The sequence below is a fragment of the Acinetobacter sp. TUM15071 genome, assembly GCF_008980925.1.
In the GTDB taxonomy this organism is placed as follows: Bacteria; Pseudomonadota; Gammaproteobacteria; order Pseudomonadales; family Moraxellaceae; genus Acinetobacter; species Acinetobacter dispersus.
On sequence record NZ_BKGB01000010.1, the window covers coordinates 65,703 to 85,713 of the forward strand.

Here is a 20,011-nt window from a genome sequence, read left to right on the forward strand (position 1 = left end):
AATTACAGTTCTTTAATCTTAAATTGATTCATTTGAATTGCAATTTTTTTCAAACCACGTGTAGCCGAAGACTTGAGCTGCATAAGGGCAATGTTGGTAACTATAGGAATTCTGCTGTCTAACCAAATCGTATAGGTTAAATTTGTGCAATTGCCAGCCTTTTCAAATTCCAATCGGCCTAAATGGTAAGAAAACAGATTATTTTTTAACATTCTATATTCAATCAGCTCATTGGACATACTTTGAGTGATTTGTTCTTGGATCGGCTTGAATGGTCCTATCCCCATTTTTCGAATTGAGCCCACACCATCGCTATTTTCAACATCCTGAGACGATTTTATCATTACAGATTGAAGCGGCCACAAAACCGTATTGAATGTTCGGTGTTTAGAAAAAAGTAGAAAAATAAAGTCGATTGGTGCATTGAAGCTCTGTTTCATCACTACATATTTAGGCATCGGATCTATCCCTTTTCAAAACATGTTCCAGACATGACTGCTTTACCCATAAAATTGAGGTAATGCCCTTTTCATATGGATAAAATTTATTGATTTAAATCTAGCCATGTTTTTTACATTTAAATTTTGGCAATATTTATATTTTAATTATAAATCTCTGGCACGATATAACTTGACACTTTTTTAATTCTTTGACTTTGCGTGCCATTTTCACACTATAAAACACCTAAATTTTTAATCTATTTAGATGAACACTCACACATACCAAACATATTATATACAAAATACACAGGTGCATCTTCAGGGTAAACATCAGTGTCTTTCACAATACATAAAATTCCGTCACTCAGTATGATCAGCAGGTCTTTATTTCGGCTGACAACAGCACCTTTTTTTATTGTTTTATTTATATTATCGATATTTTGTATGAAAAAAACTTTTCGACCTGATTTAATATGACTTGGAACAATCTTTTTGTACAGACCACAATTCTTGCAAATCCATTTCTTCACTATCAAATCTCAAAACAAAAGAGTCATCATATTAAAAATAAAGAAAGATAAATAAACATTAAGAACACTAAAATTAACCATAAGATCTTTTTTTTTCATCCCAACAATCACAATAAATCAAGTAGACACATAAAACATAAAATAAAGACAAATTAGGACAAAATCTTAGAAAAACAGCATTCTTTTGTAAATAAAACTATAATCAAACAATAAAAATATAGAGGTTAATTTTATGTCAGAAATAGAAAGCATATCTATATACATAACAAACTTATTAAACAACCTCTCTAAACTAAAAAAGATAGACTACCATCAAGCTGAGAAATATTTTACTCAAGACTTCCATTACATGAACAAAGATCAAACTCTTATAAAAAATTCGATCTATCATTTTCTGGAAAACTTAAATGATAGTGAATGTAGATATGAAATTCAAAAAATTAAACTATTATCTAAAAATATCTATTTAGTTCACTTAAAATACATTAATGGTAGAGTCGAAAAAATTTACCACAACGCTCTTCTTATCTATGGCGTGTCGATTCTAATCATAAAAAGAATTGAAGATCGATATCTTATCTCTGATGCAATTGAATTTAAAAATGATCAAGGTTCTCCAATTTACTCAGTCTTAGAGAAATTTAGCTAAATCAATATCAATAAAAATCTACTCGTCCATTCCGTATTAAATGGCTTAAATAGAAAACCTAAAAATTTAGGCGTTTTAAATATTTAGTTTGAGGAAGTAAATCTATCTCAGTAAACAATAAAAGCCCAAACTGCTGGGTCCAAGCAGTTTGGGCTTTTAACTGTTATCGTTACAGCTTAAGAAATATCAACACACATATATTTCAGTTCCAGATATTCCTCAATCCCAAATTGAGAACCTTCACGACCTAAACCTGACTGTTTAATTCCACCAAAAGGTGCAACCTCATTGGAAATCAGTCCTGTATTCACACCCACCATACCATATTGCAGTGCTTCGCCTACGCGCCATTGGCGTGCCATATCTTTGGTAAAAATATAACTGGCCAAGCCAAACTCAGTGTCATTAGCCATCGCGATGGCTTCCGCTTCATCATTAAAACGGAATAAAGGTGCTAATGGACCAAAGGTCTCTTCTTTAGCAACCTTCATCTGCTGAGTGACGTCTCTTAAGATGGTGGGTTCAAAGAAGGTTTTACCCAATGCATGCGGTTGACCACCAGCAATAATCGAAGCACCCTGACTCACTGCATCGGCAATATGTGATTGCACTTTTTCAACCGCATCTTGATCAATTAATGGACCTTGGGTAACACCGTCTTCACGCCCATCACCGACACGAAGTTGCTGTTCAACTGCTACTTTTAAGCGCTCACAAATGGTTTCATAAATCCCAGCCTGAACATAAATACGGTTGGCACAGACACAGGTTTGCCCGCTATTACGGAACTTACTAACCATGATCCCCTGTACAGCACGTTCAACATCTGCATCATCAAAAATAATGACTGGCGCATTACCACCAAGTTCTAAAGAAAGCTTTTTGATGGTTGGCGCACATTGTTTCATCAAAATACGACCAACATCGGTTGACCCTGTAAAGCTGAGTTTACGTACCGTATCACTTTCACATAATGTTTGCCCGACAGTAACCGCATCACCACTAATCAAAATAAATAGATCAGTAGGTAAGCCAGCTTGCTCTGCCAGTACCGCTAAAGCATAAGCCGTTAATGGAGTCTGTTCCGCAGGTTTGACCAGCATTGAACAACCCGCAGCCAAAGCAGGTGCAATTTTTCGGGTGATCATCGCTGCCGGGAAATTCCACGGCGTAATCGCGGCTGTTACCCCTATCGCTTGCTTAAGTACAATCAAACGCTGTTGTGATTGAACAGGTGTTAACACTGAACCATCGACACGGCGCGCCTGTTCTGCAAACCAACGAATAAACGAGGCTGCATAAGCAATTTCACCACGTGCTTCAGCCAGTGATTTACCTTGCTCTGCGGTCAAAATTTGCGCCAAAATTTCGCGCTGCTCTAAAATCAACTGATACCATGCCAGTAGAATATCCGCACGGACTAAAGCCGTTTGCTGCTGCCACTGAGCTTGGGCAACTGCCGAGCGAGCAATCGCAGCTTCAACTTCGGCTTGGTCTGATGCTTTAACCCATGCCAAAGCTTGACCTGTCGCTGCATCATCAACCACGAAATAGTTCCCAGTCTGAGCTGCATCAAAACGAATGTCTGGATGCTTTAATAAGACCTGTAAATTTTTATCAATCATACTTCAGCCCCTGCAAGCTGTTGTAATGCAGGTTGTTGTGCTGCAATTGCATCTTGGATAATCACCAAGGCTTGATTGAACTGAATCTCAGGAATCGTCAATGGATATAAGAAACGAATCACATTGCCATGCTTACCACAAGTTAAAAGCAATAAGCCCTGATCCATTGCATATTGCTGAATCGCTTTCGCCACTTCGGGTTTTGGCTGACCTGTTGCATGATCACCAAACTCAACCGCGACCATCGAACCTAATGCACGAATATCGATGATATCGCTCGAATATTTCTGTGCTGCTTTGAGCATTGCAACTAATTCTTCACCGAGTACATTGGCACGTTGGCATAGCTGTTCTTCTTCAATCACCTCAATCACAGCAGTGGCCGCGGCAATGGCAAGTGGATTACCCGCATAAGTACCACCTAAACCACCTGGATTCGGTGCATCCATCACTTCTGCACGACCGACCACACCTGACAATGGAAAACCACCTCCCAAGCTTTTGGCCATAGTAATCAAATCCGCTTTTACAGGATAATGCTGCATTGCAAACAATTCTCCAGTACGCGCAAAACCGGTTTGCACTTCATCTGCAATTAAAAGAATACCGTGCTCATCACAAATCTTGCGCAGTTGCTGCATAAATTCAACTGGGGCAACATTGAAACCACCTTCACCTTGTACAGGTTCCAATACAATTGCAGCCACGTCATGTGCTGCAATATCTTCGCTAAAGATTTCCTCTAAACTAATCAGTGCATCTTTAACCGTGATGCCTTTAGAAGCAACTGGGTAACGTGCATGGAATACCCCGGCTGTCATCACACCAAAGTCTCGTTTATAGGGTGCTGTTTTGCCTGTCATGGCCATGGTCATAAAAGTACGACCGTGGAAACCTCCACCAAAGGTAATAATGCCATGACGACCCGTTGCAGCGCGGGCGATCTTCACGGCATTCTCAACCGCTTCGGCACCCGTAGTGAAAAATGCGGTTTTGGCAGGACCATCAATTGGCGCACGTTCATTAATCCGCTCAGCCAAAGACACATAACTTTCGTAAGGTACAATTTGATATGCTGTATGGGTAAATTTATTCAGTTGTTCCGAAACTGCAGCAATCACCTTTGGATGGCGATGCCCAGTATTTAAAACTGCTATTCCACCTGCGAAATCAATATATTCGTTGCCTTCCGTGTCCCACAAAGTCGCATTGCTGGCACGTTCAGCATACCATTGACACATCACGCCAACACCACGTGGAGTTGCTTGCTGTTTACGAGCATTTATTGCAATATGCTTTGCATCCATTTTGTTACCTCTGATACGACAAAAAAATAATCTTTTTGAGCATTTAAATTGCTTCATGGCAATGTATTGCTGAAACAATCCTAAAATGCGTTATAAGTACCTAATGTGTACCTTTTAAATGGAATAGACGAGAGCCACTTTTGGACTAAAGGAGAGAGCCAATTGCGTACCCTGTTAGGAGACTACCTGTTACAGCACTTACAACAGGCCAGCGAAGGTACCTTACCCGCTCGGGTTTTTAATTGTTTAAGGGATGCTATTTTGGAAGGTATTCTTGCACCCAATACTCGTCTTCCTGCTTCACGTGATTTAGCAAATGAATTACATGTTTCGCGTAATACCGTACTCAATGCCTATGAGCAATTACGTGCCGAAGGCTATATTCAGGCACATACAGGTCGAGGTACTTGGGTATCAGAAACACTACCTGAAAGCTATATTCAGGTCAGCACAACACCAACCTATGCTGCTGCAACCAAAGAAGAAATAACACACACCCTATCTCATCGTGGGGCAAGTTTACTTCAACATGCCGCTGCCTCCCCGTATCAATGGGGCGCCTTTGTGCCCGGTGCACCCGATGTGACTGAATTTCCGCATGCTGAATTTAATCGGATCAAATCGCGTCTCAGTCGACAGCCTGAAATTGCCAATCTGATCTATAGCAATGCTGGGGGATGTATTGAATTACGCCATGCATTAGCGGATTATTTACGCATTGCTCGTTCAGTCAATTGTGAAACAGACCAGATTATTATTACTGAAGGCATTCATCAGGCGGTTGATCTGGTGTCACGTGCTTTATGTGATTTAAATGATCATGTATGGATTGAAAATCCAGGCTATTGGGGTGCTAAGAATATTCTTCGTATCAATGGCTTAAATATTATTCCAATGCCTGTCGATGCCGAAGGGATTATCCCAGAAGAACAACCATCCATACCCCCTCGCCTGATTTTCGTCACCCCCTCTCATCAATATCCTTTAGGTTCTCACCTGAGTTTAGCTCGCCGCAGAAAATTGCTGGATTTGGCTAAACAGCATGGCAGCTGGATTATTGAAGATGACTACGACAGTGAGTTCCGTTTTTCAGGTCAACCTTATCCGTCATTACAGGGTTTGGAGGACAATCCTCCCGTTATTTATATTGGAACCTTTAGTAAAACCATTTATCCAGCCTTACGTATTGGCTATATGGTGGTTCCGAAAAATTTGGTACAGCCCTTACGAACGATTTCAGCTGAACTGTATCGAGGCGGTCACTTGCTCACTCAACGCGCCTTAGCTGAATTTATTCGTGAAGGACATTATGCAGCTCATATCCGCCGGATGCGCCTGCTGTATAGCAAAAGACGTAAGTTTCTGGTTGAACTGATTCACCGTTATCTGGGCGATGTGTTTGTACATGAGTTTAATCATGATGCTGGGCTACATCTGGTACTCAAATTACCTGATCATGCCAATGATGTTGAAATATCTGCACTGGCACTTTCACGCGGGGTAAATGTTCGCCCATTGTCACAATATTATTCGGGTGTGGATACGCCAATTCAATCAGGGCTATTGCTTGGCTTTGCCTGTGTTCAAGAACAAGACATGACTTTTGCCTTTAGTATTTTACGTCAATGTCTGATCGAAAATGGTATTGAGCTTTTTCCGCAGAACCGTTGATCACAATAAAATAGCACTTGGTTTAGGAGATCTAGGCAACAGTCCTTGTATGGATTCACACCTCAACCAAGTGAAACTGAATCAGCAGTTCAATCCGAATTAAAAACAAAGATCTAAACTGACTTTAACCCGATCTAAAACAATTAAGGTTCGATAGGTTTTTACATCCTGATTATCTGCAAAATGCTTTCTCACGGAAACTTCAAAGTGAGATAAGTTATTGGAGATCATAATCATGATAAAAGACACACCGCCATTGACGAAATAACATTGCTGGATTTCTTCAACTGCCGCAAAGTATTGCTTTGCCCGATCCATCACCACTGAACGATCTTCGCTTAAACGGACCTCGATAATGGATGTGACTTTCTCTCCAAATCGCTTTGGATTCAGTACCGCACAATTCTTTTCAATAATTGCTTCCTGTTCCATTCGAACAATACGTCTCTGCACCGATGCCTGAGACAATCCGATCTGTTCAGAAATCTGCCGATGTGAAATTTTATTATCCTGCTGCAATATTCTTAAAATTGCATAATCAAAATGATCGAGTGAAAGTTCTACCATGAATTAATTCCTCATCTTTGTTCGATAATAGAGTGAATTACTCATTTGTTTCAATCAATAAGCACTATTTAATCATCATTCTAGAACTAAAATCTCATGATCAATCCATTGGTCATCGACATGCATGCTTCTGTTCAGAATAAACAAGAATTTGCCTTAGCTGCAGCATGCCTATCGCTTGCATCGGTACAAATTGGGGCTGCAATTGCGAAAACCCTATTTCCGATCTTTGGTGCCGAAGGGGTTGCGCTGATTCGTTTAAGTTTCTCGGCCCTGTTGTTGTGGATGATTTTCAAACCGTGGCGTACTTTCCATAGCGAGATGGATTGGAAAAATCTGATCATTTATGGGCTGATTCTGAGTTTAATGAATCTTATGATTTATAAGGCTTTTTCACATCTGTCGATTGGTATTGCTATTTCAATTGAAGTCTTGGGCCCACTCACCGTTGCAATTGTCATGTCAAAACAGAAACAGGATTTGCTTTGGGGTGTCTTATCATTTATCGGTCTGATGTTATTACCTTTGGGCAGTACCAATCAGAATTTCAGTTATATCGGCATGTTTTATGCGCTTGCTGCAGCATTCTGTTGGGGCATGTATATCATTTACGGTACCAAAGTCGCCAAAGGAGGCAGCAATACGGTGGCGATAGGCATGTTGGTGGCCACTCTATTTGCGCTGCCCTTTGGTATCTCTGATCTGACTCAGCTATTTCAGTCTTATTGGATTTTGCTGCTCTGTGTTTTGGTATCGCTGCTTTCCAGTACCATTCCGTTCTTGCTGGATATCTTTGCAATGAAAAAGCTCGAACCGAAAGTGTTTGGAATTTTACTGAGTGCCTCTCCTGCGGTCAGTGCCCTTGCCGGTTGGCTGATCTTAAAAGAACATCTCAACCCGTATCAAATCACGGGCATTGCCATCATTATGCTCTCCTGTGCGGGTTGCTCCTATTTCTCCTATAAAAACAATAAGGCCTAAACTTTAAAGCACAGGCCTTATGATCATATGTTATCAATCTAGACGTATTGCGACGCTTCTATTTGTTTTTTTCTTTCGGGTCACAATCAGTCCACAAATCACCACCAGAGAAGTGACACTTAAAGATAAAGTGGTTTCATAGCTATATTGAGGTGACAAGAACATATAGCCCAACACGCTCATAATCACCATAATCACAAACCAAGTCAGCCATGGAAATAACCACATTTTAAAAGGCACAGCAGCGCCAACTTTGTCTAATTTTGTTCGCAACCGTAGTTGTGAAACGGCAATGACTAAGTAAACCACCAATGCAATCGAACCCGTAGTTGACAGTAGAAATCCAAATACTTGTCCGGGAAATAAATAATTCACTGCACAACAAATCAATCCTATCAATGTCGATGCAAATACCGCGATGGTTGGCACACCTGCTGCATTAATTTTGGTGACCATTTTTGGGGCTTCTTGGCGTGCACCCAATGCAAATAGCATACGTGAAGAGGTATAAACAGCAGCATTCATACAACTCGCCACTGCAATAAACACCACGGTATCCATAATTAACTTGGTTTGAGGAATATTCAAACTGACCAAGACATACTGAAAGGTGCCCAATTTTTGTAAGTCGGGTGAACGCCAATCGACCAAGGCAACTGCCAGGAAAATTGAAACCACGAAGAATAAGATAATCCGATACAGGACTAAATTAGTCGCTCGTTTGATTTTCTCTTCAGGATTTTTAGACTCCGCCGCAGCAATCGAAAGAATTTCGATACCAAAGAAGGAGAATGCCGAGATCAAAATCGCAGATAGAACACCACCCATGCCATGCGGCATAAAACCGCCATTTGAAAATAGATTGCCCACACCACTGACATCTTTGGCTAAGGGCCACAGTCCAAGCACAGCTGATGCACCAATCACAATAAATGCAAGGATCGCAATCACCTTGATCAACGCAAACCAAAACTCAAACTCGCCAAAACTTTTGGTACTAAAGAAGTTTGCCAAACTCAGCAGAATAATAAATGCAAAGGCATAAATTGCACTGGATACCTGTGGAAACCAAGCATGCAGAATTTCGGCACCTGCAATGGCTTCAATCGGGATCACTAAAACCCAAAACCACCAATACAACCAACCCACACTAAAACCCGCCCAAGGGCCAATTGCTTTACGGGCATATGTTGAAAATGAACCTGTATCTGGTTGTGCCACGGCCATTTCACCGAGCATACGCATGACCAGAAAAACTAAAATACTTGTAATAATATAAGCCAATACTGCAGCTGGGCCTGCTTTGGCAATGGCAGCAGATGAACCGACAAATAAACCTGCACCAATGACACCACCAATACTGATCATAGTGACATGGCGGTTCGAAAGTCCTTCACCTAATTTTGTTGTTTTTGCACTATTCATATTTTATTCCTTAAAAATACGTCTCAAAAAAACCGTTAATTACATGTTTAAATTCCTATAAAAATAAAAGGGAAACCAATGGTCTCCCCTCTAGCAAAAATTAATTTAAAGTAGGCATAGCAAATTGTTTCGCCTCACGAATTTGTGCAGATGGCCAACGTTGGGTGATTGTTTTACGACGGGTATAAAAACGCACGCCATCTGGCCCATAGGCATATAAATCACCAAACAGTGAACGCTTCCAGCCGCCAAAACTGTGATAGGCAACAGGGACTGGTAAAGGCACATTGATCCCGACCATGCCCACTTGGATATTATTGCTAAAATAACGCGCCGCTTCGCCATCACGGGTATAAATACAGGTGCCATTGCCATATTCATGGTCATTGATCAACTGCATGGCTTCTTGCATGGTCTCGACACGGATCACCTGTAATACAGGCCCAAAAATTTCTTGCTGATAGCTGGTCATCTCTGCTGAAATTTGATCAATCAAGGTCGGCCCGACAAAGAATCCATGTTCATAACCGACAGGTTTGGCGTCTCGACCATCCACCACAATTTTTGCGCCTTGCTGTTCTGCACTTTGAATATAGGCTTGTACCTTATCTTTATGCATTTGCGTGATCAGCGGCCCGAAATCATTATTACTATCGGCATAATGTCCAAACTTCAACTTTTGCATTTCTTGCTTGAGCTTCGCAATCACCACATCGGCCACTTCATCACCAATGGCCACCGCAACAGACAAGGCCATACAACGCTCACCCGATGAACCAAAGGCAGCCCCCAGTAAAGAGGTCACCACATTATCAATATCGGCATCGGGCATGATAATCGCGTGGTTTTTTGCACCACCTAAGGCCTGACAGCGTTTTCCTGTCGAGGTGGCAGTCCGATAAATATATTCCGCGATTGGTGTTGATCCAACAAAGCTGATGGCTTGGATTTTAGGATGATTTAGTAAAGCATCGACGGCTTCTTTATCACCATTGGCCACACTAAACACCCCATCTGGCAAGCCCGCCTGTTTAAGTAACTCAGCCAAATAGAGTGCAGCTGAAGGAGCCTTTTCCGAAGGTTTTAAAATAAAGCAATTACCACAGACAATCGCCATCGGGAACATCCACAACGGCACCATTACAGGGAAATTAAAAGGGGTAATCCCTGCAACCACACCTAAAGGTTGAAACTCACTCCAAGAATCAATATCTGGACCAACATTTTTAGAATATTCGCCTTTTAAAAACTCAGGCGCGCCACAGGCATATTCCACATTTTCAATGCCACGCTGCAATTCACCTTTGGCGTCATGGCAAATCTTGCCATGCTCCTGTCCAATCAATTCACACAGGGTTTCAGCATTTTCTTCCAGTAACTGTTTGAACTTAAACATCACCCGCGCCCGTTTGATCACCGGTGTATCGCACCATGCAGGGAATGCCTGTTCTGCAATCTGCACCACCTGATTCATTAACGCTGTATCCGCCAATGCAACTTCTTTACTGATCTCACCCGTTGCCGGATTATATACCGCTTGTTTTCGACTGGATTTGGTGACCAAACCGCCTTGAATAAAATGCCCAATCAATTGAGGGGTTGATGTTTGAGCTGAATCCGTATTGTTGAATTCATCGGCATTAAAATGTTCTAAATTATTCATCTGTATTCCTTGTCTCTGTGTATTATTTTCCGTTTGCTTTTGGCGGGTACTCAGCCAAGCTTTATTTCACTTGGTAAAGGGTTTCACCCACAGCATTGATCAACCGTGATAATTGCGCTTCGGTGCTATTAAACATTGGACCAAACTGAATGGTGTCTCCGCCAAAACGCACATAGAAACCGGCTTTCCACAACTTCATACCAATTTCAAATCCACGAATGGTGGCATCGCTATCTCGTGGCGCAAGCTGTAACGCCCCAATCAAACCGCAATTGCGAATATCAATCACATTCGGTGCACCTTTTAATTCATGAATCAGTTTTTCAAAACTTGGGGCCAAAGCCGCAGATTGAGTAATCAGATTTTGATTTTCCAATACATCTAAAGTGGCTAAAGCAGCCGCACAGGCAACGGGATGCCCTGAATAGGTATAGCCGTGGGTAAATTCAACTGCATGTTCAGGCAAGTCTTGTTGCATAAAGGCATCATAGATTTCGCGGCTTGCGACAACGCCGCCTAATGGAATGGCGCCATTGGTAATTTGTTTGGCGAAGGTCAGAAGATCAGGCGTTACATCGAAATATTCAGCCGCTGTCCATGTGCCCATGCGCCCAAAGCCCGTAATCACCTCATCAAAGATCAGCAGGATATTGTGTTGATCACAGATTTCTCGCAGGCGTTTTAAATAACCTGTTGGCGGCACAATACAACCTGCCGAGCCCGAAACCGGTTCAACAATCACTGCAGCAATATTCGATGCATCATGTAGCTCAATCAGCTTGAGCATTTCATCGGCCAGTTCAATTCCACCTGTTTCAGCGCAGCCTTTGCTAAAACTCAGATGCGCTTGCAAGGTATGTGGTAAATGATCTACATCCATCAATTGACCGAACATTTTACGGTTGCCACCAATACCTCCTAGGCTTGTGCCTGCCACGTTGACCCCATGGTAGCCACGAGCACGTCCAATCAATTTGGTTTTGCTCGGTTGACCTTTAATGCGCCAATAAGCTCTTGCCATTTTGATCGCAGTATCTGCTGACTCAGAACCCGAATCGGTAAAAAATACATGCTGTAGCTGTTCAGGCATGTGCTGCACAATTTTTTCAGCCAGTTGAAAAGATAATGGGTGTCCGAATTGAAATGCAGGTGAATAATCCAATTTTGCCAATTGGCGACTCACTGCTTGTTGAATTCCAGGCAAACTATGCCCTGCGCCGCAGGTCCATAATCCTGACAATGAGTCATAAATCTCACGCCCTGCGCTGTCGATTAAAGATGAGCCTTTGGCAGCCACGATGATGCGTGGATCTTGATGAAAGTTACGATTGGCGGTAAACGGCATCCAATGCGCTTGATAATTTAACTTCATAGCAGCGTCTGAAGGACTGGCTTCCAATGCATCATCACGGTCATTTGTGGTGTCAATATCAAACATAATCACTCTTCTTGTTTTGGGCTTATGTTTGGAGTGTACAGCGCGTTATAGTTTTGATAAATTCAAATGGTCTTGAGTTTAGATATAAAAAAGCAAAACTAAATGAAGCCTAAAAAATTAAATCAAGTGACTGATTTTGATATAAAACTGCTTAAAATATTTAAAACGGTGTGTGACTGCCACAGCTTTAGTTCTGCTGAAAGTCTGCTTGGAATTAGTCGTTCTGCGATTAGTCTGCATATGAGTGATCTGGAAAATCGGCTCGGTATTCGACTGTGTCAGCGTGGTCGAGCAGGCTTTGCCCTAACCGATGAAGGTCGTGAAATTCTGGAATATATCGAAGTCCTCACTGCTTCGATTGAAGACTTTCGAGCCAAAATCAATCAAATGCATAATCAGCTCAAAGGTGAATTTAATATTGGGATCATTAACAATTTGGTCACCATGCCCAGCGCCTATATCACCAATACCCTCGCGCTATTGGCTGAAGAAAATCCTGAGGTGGTGATTAATATCAGTATGAGTACCCTGTCTGATATTGAATGTCGTGTCATGGACAGTCGCCTACATGTCGGTGCAATCCCCTTAGTCACTCCATTGTCTGGATTGGATTATTTTGATTTGTATAGTGAAAAGTCTTTGCTCTACTGCGGTAAAAATCATCCGCTGTACCTGCATTTAGGTGATCTACACACTGCTGATTTAAAAAACTGGCAAGCTGTGCTTCCCAACTATGCAATTACCGCAGAAGCATCAAAATTACATCAACTTCTGGATTGTTCAGCAACGGCCACAGACCGTGAAGGCATCGCCTTTCTGATCTTAACAGGAAAATTTCTCGGTTTTTTACCTGATCATTATGCGAGGAAATGGGTGGAAGATGGTTTTATGCAACCGATTTTACAGGACCTGATGCATTACAGTACCCCGATCTGTCTGATCACCCATAAAGGCAAAAACTACAATATGATTTTAAAAACCTTTATGGATATCCTAAAAACCAGAATCATGTCGTTGACTTAAGCAAAGGCAGAATACAAAAGTCGACGAACTAAGCTCATCGACTTTGTTTTATCAAGCATGATGCATTGCTATGCTTCGCCTGTTTCAACGATGTTTGTCGCTGGATTGACTGTGCTTTTACTCCCATTGTCTGACTCATGCCGTTTCAGCACCAACACCGCAAAAATCGCAATAATGGCTGGGATGGCAATCATCACAAAGTTCATCTTATGTGGTAGACCTAAGGTCAGCAGCATCCCTGTTAGAATCGGCCCGACGATAGCGCCAATTCGGCCAACTGCAGATGCACAGCCAATCCCTGTCGAGCGAACACTCAATGGATAAAATTGCGCCACATAACTATATAAAAGGATTGAAGTGCCAATAGTTGCAGCGCCTGCAATCGTCACCAAACCGTATAGTATATAAGCTGGCGAGTTATAACCTAGCCCGATCAGGGCAAATACACCCGCAACAAACATGGTTAAAATCACAGGCTTTAAGTGGAATTTATCTGACAGTATCCCACCAAAAATTGCCCCAAGCATGGCCCCGACATTCAACGCCAATAGGAATAGGATACTTTTACCCAATGAATAACCTGCTGCTAGCATTAGTTTTGGCAGCCAACTACTCAATGCATAGACCATCAACAAGCACATAAAGAATAATAGCCAGAACATCAGTGTACTTAAAGCACGACCATGTTGAAATAAAGCTTTGGCAGAACTGCCGGTATCCAGATGATCGTCATTCAAGCATAAGCGTGTCTCACGACTTAATGCCTGCTCTGGTGCAATTTTTTGAATGATGGCATGGGCTTGCTCAGTCTTACCGCTTTTCACTAAAAAGGTCAGTGACTCAGGTAAGAACTTCCATAAAATCGGTAACAACAATAATGGAATGCCGGCGATCAAAAACATGATTTGCCAGCCTTGGCTTTCAACTAAATAACTGCCCAACAATGCCGAAATAATCCCACCAATGGCATAGCCACTAAACATGCTCCCAACCAAGGTACTGCGTATCCGTTTCGGTGCATATTCAGAGGTTAACGCCACCAGATTCGGCATCACGCCGCCAATGCCTAAACCGGCTAAAAATCTTAAAATCCCAAACTCAAAAGGCGTCGATGCAAATGCACCCCAAAAGGTAAAACCACTAAAAAAAGTCACACAAATCAAGATCACATTTTTGCGACCGATTTTATCTGCCAAAGCCCCGAATAGCATGGCACCAAACATCATTCCACATAAAGCGGTACTGGCCAACATACCCGCCTGTACCGCGGTGAGTGACCATTCCTGCATCAGCACAGGTAAAACCACACCATAAATAACCAGATCATAACCGTCAAAAATAATAATCAGTAAGCACCAAAGCAAAATGCTCCAGTGAAAAGGGGTAAATTTTGCTTGGTCAATAATTGCATTGACATTCAACGTCGATGTTGCCATTTAATCATCTCCTCTATGAGATAAATTCTTGTTCATTTTTAAAAAGACATACTGCACCCTAAAGAAAAAACAGATTATTCAAGGTCTTGATTAAAAATCGTAACTCGCCATCATATTGAAGCGGTTATCAATCCCGTTACGGCCATCAAAGGTTTCACGCTCGCCATAGACATACTCCACCCCCAAGGTAATCGGTTTATACGGGTTGTACATGGCATTGATCCAGCCCTGCCAAAGTTCCTTGTTTTGAGTTGCATTATTTTTTTGAATTTCAGCGAAGGTATTGTCATCCTTGGCTTTCATATAGCCATAACCCAAGGTTGAGCGAAGCTTCGAATTAAATTGATGGGTTAGACCTGCTGAAATGGTGTCGAATTCATTGCTCTGAATATGATTTTTATCATCAATTACATAGCTGTTATTGGTCCAAAGCAGGAAGCGACCATCACCTTTGACATGGTAATAATCGGCTTTTAAGAAGGTTTGTGGTGTCAGCTGATATTTACCGCCGAGCCCTACACCCCATGCCCATTCTTCGTCATTGCTGGTTTTTTTCTCGGCCATAAAAGTACGACCTGACAACAATGAACCATTGGCAAATTTATGGTTCAACTGCCCCACTAAAGCAGGCAATCGCATTTCATTATCAGGGTCAGAAGTTGCGGTATATTTAGGATCTTCAATTGCGACAGCAAAACTGGTATTGGCTGATAAATTATCGCTATAACGTACCAACGGAGAGCGTTGTAATGCCCCACCCACATAGGTTCCCGCATCAATGGTTTCTGGATAATATTCAGGCGCAATAAAAGTAGACCAAGTCTGACCGATCAACCATTTATCAAAGGTTAAATAGGCATGACGAATACGGAATTGATCACGTGTGCTGCCGCCAAAAAAATCCATTTCCAGCTTGCCACCAACATCACCTACAGTTGTAGGCGTTTTAAAATTTAAACCCAAACGGGTGACATTGACGGTTGAATGTAAACGATCTTTTTGTTGAGCTTCCTCGGCAGTATGTTCCAGTGGTACGCCACTGATATTGTTATACATGGTCGATGCACCTTTGGCCTGATAAGAAGCATCGGCACGGAGATAACCATATAAACTGACTTCAGCCCCGCCTTTGCTGATATTCAGTTTTGGAGCTTGTGCTTCCGTCACCTGTGGCGCAGCAGCTACGGCAACTGGAGCTGTCGATTGTGTCTGAGCAGGTTGTTTTACATACTGTTGCAGCATGGCGCGCAACTCTTGAACTTCTTGTCTGAGTTGTGCAATTTCAGCACTTTCTGTTCCCGAATAAGCAGAGGACATGGCCGTTAAAACTGCCGTTGCCAATATGCTTTTTTGTACCGTTAAAATAAACTTTTTCATTAAAATCAATTTCCTTTTCGGCTGATCTTAAAACTAGGTTTAAGATCATTCTTTGTTTGTGTTTTTCCTTTGTCGCACAGATGTACCACATCACATTTTTTATTCTAAAAATTCAAACCATTGATTTATTGAGATTTCACCTCCTATCTAAGTGAATAACCACTTTTTTAAAGACAACAGAACCTTGCAGCGGCAATTGCAGCCACTGTTAAAAAACATCGGTTAGAAGCTAAAAATTAAGTTGCTGTTTTAATGTTGAATTCCTTGTTGAGTGAAAACAGCCTTACCAGAAAGTTCCGAGGTCAAAATATCCTCCTGTTTTTTCTGGGCAATCAGTCCCTGATAAGTTAAAACTTGGCTAAAACCTTGCACCTGTTCAAAACCAGTACTGCAAAGAAGTTGCTGATAGGCGTCAAAAGTGAGCGTGAAAAAGTCGTGCCCCAAACGCTCCATCATGGCTTGACTCTGCTCGACACTCAGACCATTGCTCTGACACAGCAGTGGCAATGCTTTCAATTGTTGAGTAGCTTCACAGGCCATCAGGTCGTATGTCATGAGCAATCCATCCGCTTTTAATCGCTGTGATATTTCAGCAAAGAAACTCGGTTTAAGCGCATGCGGCACAAAATGCGCAACTAAAATAGACAAGGCCGCATCAAATTTTGGCTGTGTAGACAATGCAGCTGTTTCACCATGAATAAATTGCACTCGTTCGGACTGACCCAGTGCCTGAATCAGGGCTTGTGCTTTCTGCAACATACTTAAAGAAGGATCAACAGCCGTAAAAGTCCACGTCGGATGCCGTTTCAATAAATATTCAAGCTCATAGCCAGTGCCACAACCAACAATTAAAATCTCTGCGTCTACACTTAAAGCGGATTGTAAAATTGCATCGACTTGTTGATGCATCAGCTCATAACCCGGAATCAGACGACGGATATGATCGTCATATCGTTCCACAACTTTTTGACTGTTAAAATCTTTCGCCATTTGATCCTCTATTTTTAAAAGCCTTAAACGGTCAGCATTGCATCAACTGATAACTGCTTTATAGAAAGTTTACTCGCTTCGATACTTAAGCCCAATTTTTGAAATAAGGCTTGGTCACGATTTTCACCCGCATTGGCAGTGGTCAACAGTTTTTCACCTGAGAAGATCGAATTGGCACCTGCCATAAATGCCAGAGCTTGATCTGAATCGGTCAATGCTTCACGGCCTGCAGAGAGTCGAATGTAACTTTGCGGCATGATTAATCGTGCCACTGCAATGGTCCGAATCCATTCAATCACATCCAGTTTTTCCACTTGAGCCAATGGTGTCCCTTCTATCGGCACCAGCATATTGATCGGTACAGACTCGGGATGTAGCGGCAAAGTTGCTAACTCGTGTAAAAGACCAATCCGATCCTCTCGGCTTTCACCTAAACCGACAATACCACCGCTACAGACTTTCAACCCTGCCTGACGAACATGATCTAATGTATCCAGTCGATCATCAAAGGTTCGAGTGCTGATAATGTGGGAATAATATTCCCGCGAGGTATCCAGATTATGGTTGTAATAATCCAGACCTGCATCTTTTAAACGCTCCGCCTGAGAGGCATTCAACATGCCCAAGGTCATACAAGTTTCCAGTCCCAAAGCTTTGACCTCACGCACCATGTCCAGTACATAAGGCATATCGCGCTCGTGTGGATTGCGCCATGCAGCCCCCATACAAAACCGAGATGCGCCTGAGGCTTTGGATTTTTGTGCCTCTTGAATGACTTTCTCGACGGCAATGCGTTTTTCTGCTTCCAGTTTTGAATCATAACGCGCTGATTGCGAACAGTACTTACAATCTTCAGGGCATTTGCCAGTCTTAATAGACAGCAAAGTACTGACCTGAATCGTATTCGCAGCAAAATATTGTCGGTGTAACTGTTGTGCCTGAAACAGCAAATCTAATAAAGGCTGCTCATACACAGCCTGTATTTCTGCACGTGACCAATCATTTCTAATCTTCATTTCTTGATCCTGATACCCTATGTTTAGATGGCAACCACAACATCAAAGCTCCTCCTCAGCCCCAATACACAAAGGAGGAATACGGTTTAATCAAAAATTTCAGCAGTCAAATTCAGCTCTACCCGCATGATTTCCCGCAATTTAAATTTCTGTGCTTTGCCTGACGCGGTCATTGGGAACTCATCAAAAAACTTAACGTAACGTGGCACTTTATTATGTGAAATATGCTCTTTGCAAAAACTACGAATACTGTCTTCATTGCTTTGGTGATGTTCATGCAAAATGATGCAGGCGCAGAGTTCCTCCCCATAACGCATGTCAGGTAGACCAATCACTTGCACATCACAGACATCAGGATGGGTATATAAAAAGTCTTCGATTTCTTTGGGAAACAGGTTTTCACCCCCACGAATCACTACATCTTTAATTCGACCTTTGATTTTGACAAAGCCCTCACTGTCCATTTCGGCAATATCACCCGTATGCATCCAGCCTGCTGCGTCGATCACTTCTTTGGTTTTTTCAGGTTCATCCCAATACCCCGCCATTACGGAATAACCACGTACGCAAAGTTCACCCAGTGTTCCTTGCGGCACAATTTCGCCCTCCAAGTCGACAATTTTGACTTCCAAATGCGGATGAACATGCCCAACCGTGCTAACGCGTTTATCAATTGAATCATCAATATAACTCTGCACACTGACTGGAGAGGTTTCGGTCATGCCATAACAGATGGTGATTTCAGACATATGCATACGGTCAATCACACGCTGCATAATTTCTCTCGGGCATGGACTGCCTGCCATAATGCCCGTTCTTAAACTGCTCAAATCAAATTCGGCAAATTGCTCATGTTCCAAAATGGCAATAAACATGGTCGGCACACCATAGGCTGCCGTACATTTTTCCTGCTCAATGGTTTTTAAGCTTTCCAACGGATTAAACACTGATGCAGGATAAACCATGGTAGCACCATGGGTAATACAGGCCAGATTGCCCATCACCATGCCAAAACAATGGAATAAAGGCACCGAGATACAGACTCGATCTTGGGGGGTTAAGCCAATCCCTTCACCAACAAAATAACCATTATTCAAAATATTATGATGCGTCAACATGGTTCCTTTCGGATTACCTGTTGTGCCAGAGGTAAATTGGATATTAATGGTTTCATCAAACTGCAACTGCTTGGCTAAGCGTTGTAATTCATCGAGCTGAGATTGATTTGGGGTTTCGAGCAAATCACTAAAACGATGGATGCCTATATGCTGTTGCTCATCAATTTTAATGACATATTTTAAATGCGGTAACCGAGCTGCGTTCAATACCTTACCAGGACTGGACGCGAGTTCAGGTGCAATCTTGCTCAGCAATTCTTGATAATCTGTGGTCTTGAATTGTGAAGCGATAACCAAGCCTTTGCAGGAGACTTTATTGAGTACATATTCCAGTTCATGACTTTTATAGGCAGTATTTAGATTCACCAAAATAATACCTGCTTTAAATGCGGCAAATTGGGTCACGGTCCATTCCACACAGTTAGGCGACCAGATCGCCAAGCGATCCCCTTTTTTCAAACCCAGCTTGAGCAGACTACAGGCAAATGCATTCACTTCATGCTGTAGTTCTTTGTAGCTTAAGCGTCGGTTCTGATGTGAACTGACAATCGCCTCTTGCTCAGCATATTGCTGGCAGGCTTGATCAAATTTATCTCCAATCGTCATCCCCAACAGGGGCTGCGAGCTGGTTCCAGAGGCATAGCTTAACCGTACATGTTGCATTGAATCATTCTCCTTGATTCTTTTTTAATTCTGTTCTTACCTGATCTAATTGTTGTAACTGCAACTATTCTTCAAACTACCTGTTGTTGTGA

Annotated in this window: 16 protein-coding genes; 3 read left to right on the top strand and 13 right to left on the bottom strand. The window is 42.1% G+C overall.

Annotated features, from left to right (window positions below):
- Window positions 1–2: 2 nt before the first annotated feature.
- The 4 genes from GBI66_RS11140 to GBI66_RS11160 form a co-directional block, all read right to left on the bottom strand.
- A complete protein-coding gene (locus GBI66_RS11140) occupies window positions 3–458 on the bottom strand; it encodes an SRPBCC family protein (protein ID WP_151716133.1) in 456 nt (151 codons plus the stop codon).
- A 239-nt stretch (window positions 459–697) separates the two neighbouring features.
- Window positions 698–970, bottom strand: a complete 273-nt coding sequence (locus GBI66_RS11145) for a hypothetical protein (RefSeq protein ID WP_151716134.1) — start codon at window positions 968–970, stop codon at window positions 698–700.
- A gap of 825 nt (window positions 971–1,795) precedes the next feature.
- Window positions 1,796–3,244: an NAD-dependent succinate-semialdehyde dehydrogenase gene (locus tag GBI66_RS11155; RefSeq protein ID WP_151716136.1), complete on the bottom strand. Its 1,449-nt coding sequence runs from the start codon at window positions 3,242–3,244 to the stop codon at window positions 1,796–1,798.
- On the bottom strand, window positions 3,241–4,551 hold the full coding sequence (locus GBI66_RS11160; protein WP_151716137.1) for a 4-aminobutyrate--2-oxoglutarate transaminase: 1,311 nt from the start codon (window positions 4,549–4,551) through the stop codon (window positions 3,241–3,243). Before GBI66_RS11160 ends, GBI66_RS11155 begins: the two co-directional genes overlap by 4 nt.
- A gap of 162 nt (window positions 4,552–4,713) precedes the next feature.
- Between GBI66_RS11160 and GBI66_RS11165 the strand changes: the two genes are divergently transcribed.
- Window positions 4,714–6,222, top strand: coding sequence for a PLP-dependent aminotransferase family protein (locus GBI66_RS11165; protein ID WP_151716138.1), 1,509 nt, complete (start codon window positions 4,714–4,716; stop codon window positions 6,220–6,222).
- A gap of 99 nt (window positions 6,223–6,321) precedes the next feature.
- On the opposite strand, the gene GBI66_RS11170 is transcribed toward GBI66_RS11165, so the two are convergent.
- Window positions 6,322–6,789 carry an Lrp/AsnC family transcriptional regulator gene (locus GBI66_RS11170; protein WP_151716139.1) on the bottom strand — a complete coding sequence of 156 codons (468 nt, stop codon included), beginning with the start codon at window positions 6,787–6,789 and terminating at the stop codon, window positions 6,322–6,324.
- A gap of 120 nt (window positions 6,790–6,909) precedes the next feature.
- Here GBI66_RS11170 and GBI66_RS11175 point away from each other — a divergent pair, with 120 nt between their 5' ends.
- Window positions 6,910–7,770, top strand: coding sequence for a DMT family transporter (locus GBI66_RS11175; RefSeq protein WP_151716140.1), 861 nt, complete (start codon window positions 6,910–6,912; stop codon window positions 7,768–7,770).
- A 33-nt stretch (window positions 7,771–7,803) separates the two neighbouring features.
- Here the strand turns inward: GBI66_RS11175 and GBI66_RS11180 are convergent, their stop codons facing one another.
- From GBI66_RS11180 to GBI66_RS11190, 3 genes are all read right to left on the bottom strand, one after another.
- Window positions 7,804–9,195, bottom strand: coding sequence for an amino acid permease (locus tag GBI66_RS11180; protein ID WP_151716141.1), 1,392 nt, complete (start codon window positions 9,193–9,195; stop codon window positions 7,804–7,806).
- Window positions 9,196–9,295: 100 nt separating this feature from the next.
- Window positions 9,296–10,858 (bottom strand): CoA-acylating methylmalonate-semialdehyde dehydrogenase, encoded by a 1,563-nt coding sequence (locus tag GBI66_RS11185; RefSeq protein WP_151716142.1) that lies wholly within the window; start codon window positions 10,856–10,858, stop codon window positions 9,296–9,298.
- Window positions 10,859–10,919: 61 nt separating this feature from the next.
- On the bottom strand, window positions 10,920–12,302 hold the full coding sequence (locus GBI66_RS11190; protein ID WP_171494302.1) for an aspartate aminotransferase family protein: 1,383 nt from the start codon (window positions 12,300–12,302) through the stop codon (window positions 10,920–10,922).
- 96 nt (window positions 12,303–12,398) lie between these two features.
- Between GBI66_RS11190 and GBI66_RS11195 the strand changes: the two genes are divergently transcribed.
- Window positions 12,399–13,319, top strand: a complete 921-nt coding sequence (locus GBI66_RS11195) for a LysR family transcriptional regulator (RefSeq protein ID WP_151716144.1) — start codon at window positions 12,399–12,401, stop codon at window positions 13,317–13,319.
- A 68-nt stretch (window positions 13,320–13,387) separates the two neighbouring features.
- Here GBI66_RS11195 and GBI66_RS11200 read toward each other — a convergent pair whose 3' ends face one another.
- From GBI66_RS11200 to GBI66_RS11220, 5 genes are all read right to left on the bottom strand, one after another.
- Complete coding sequence (locus tag GBI66_RS11200) at window positions 13,388–14,755, bottom strand: MFS transporter (RefSeq protein WP_151716145.1); 1,368 nt, start codon at window positions 14,753–14,755, stop codon at window positions 13,388–13,390.
- A 90-nt stretch (window positions 14,756–14,845) separates the two neighbouring features.
- Window positions 14,846–16,132: a DcaP family trimeric outer membrane transporter gene (locus GBI66_RS11205; protein ID WP_151716146.1), complete on the bottom strand. Its 1,287-nt coding sequence runs from the start codon at window positions 16,130–16,132 to the stop codon at window positions 14,846–14,848.
- Window positions 16,133–16,381: 249 nt separating this feature from the next.
- Window positions 16,382–17,122, bottom strand: coding sequence for a cyclopropane-fatty-acyl-phospholipid synthase family protein (locus GBI66_RS11210; RefSeq protein ID WP_151716147.1), 741 nt, complete (start codon window positions 17,120–17,122; stop codon window positions 16,382–16,384).
- Between the two features lie 23 nt (window positions 17,123–17,145).
- The gene (gene bioB, locus GBI66_RS11215) at window positions 17,146–18,138 is read right to left on the bottom strand and encodes a biotin synthase BioB (protein ID WP_151716148.1); all 993 of its coding nucleotides are present in this window, start codon (window positions 18,136–18,138) and stop codon (window positions 17,146–17,148) included.
- 86 nt (window positions 18,139–18,224) lie between these two features.
- A complete protein-coding gene (locus tag GBI66_RS11220; protein WP_151716149.1) occupies window positions 18,225–19,919 on the bottom strand; it encodes an AMP-binding protein in 1,695 nt (564 codons plus the stop codon).
- Between the last annotated feature and the right edge of the window lie 92 nt (window positions 19,920–20,011).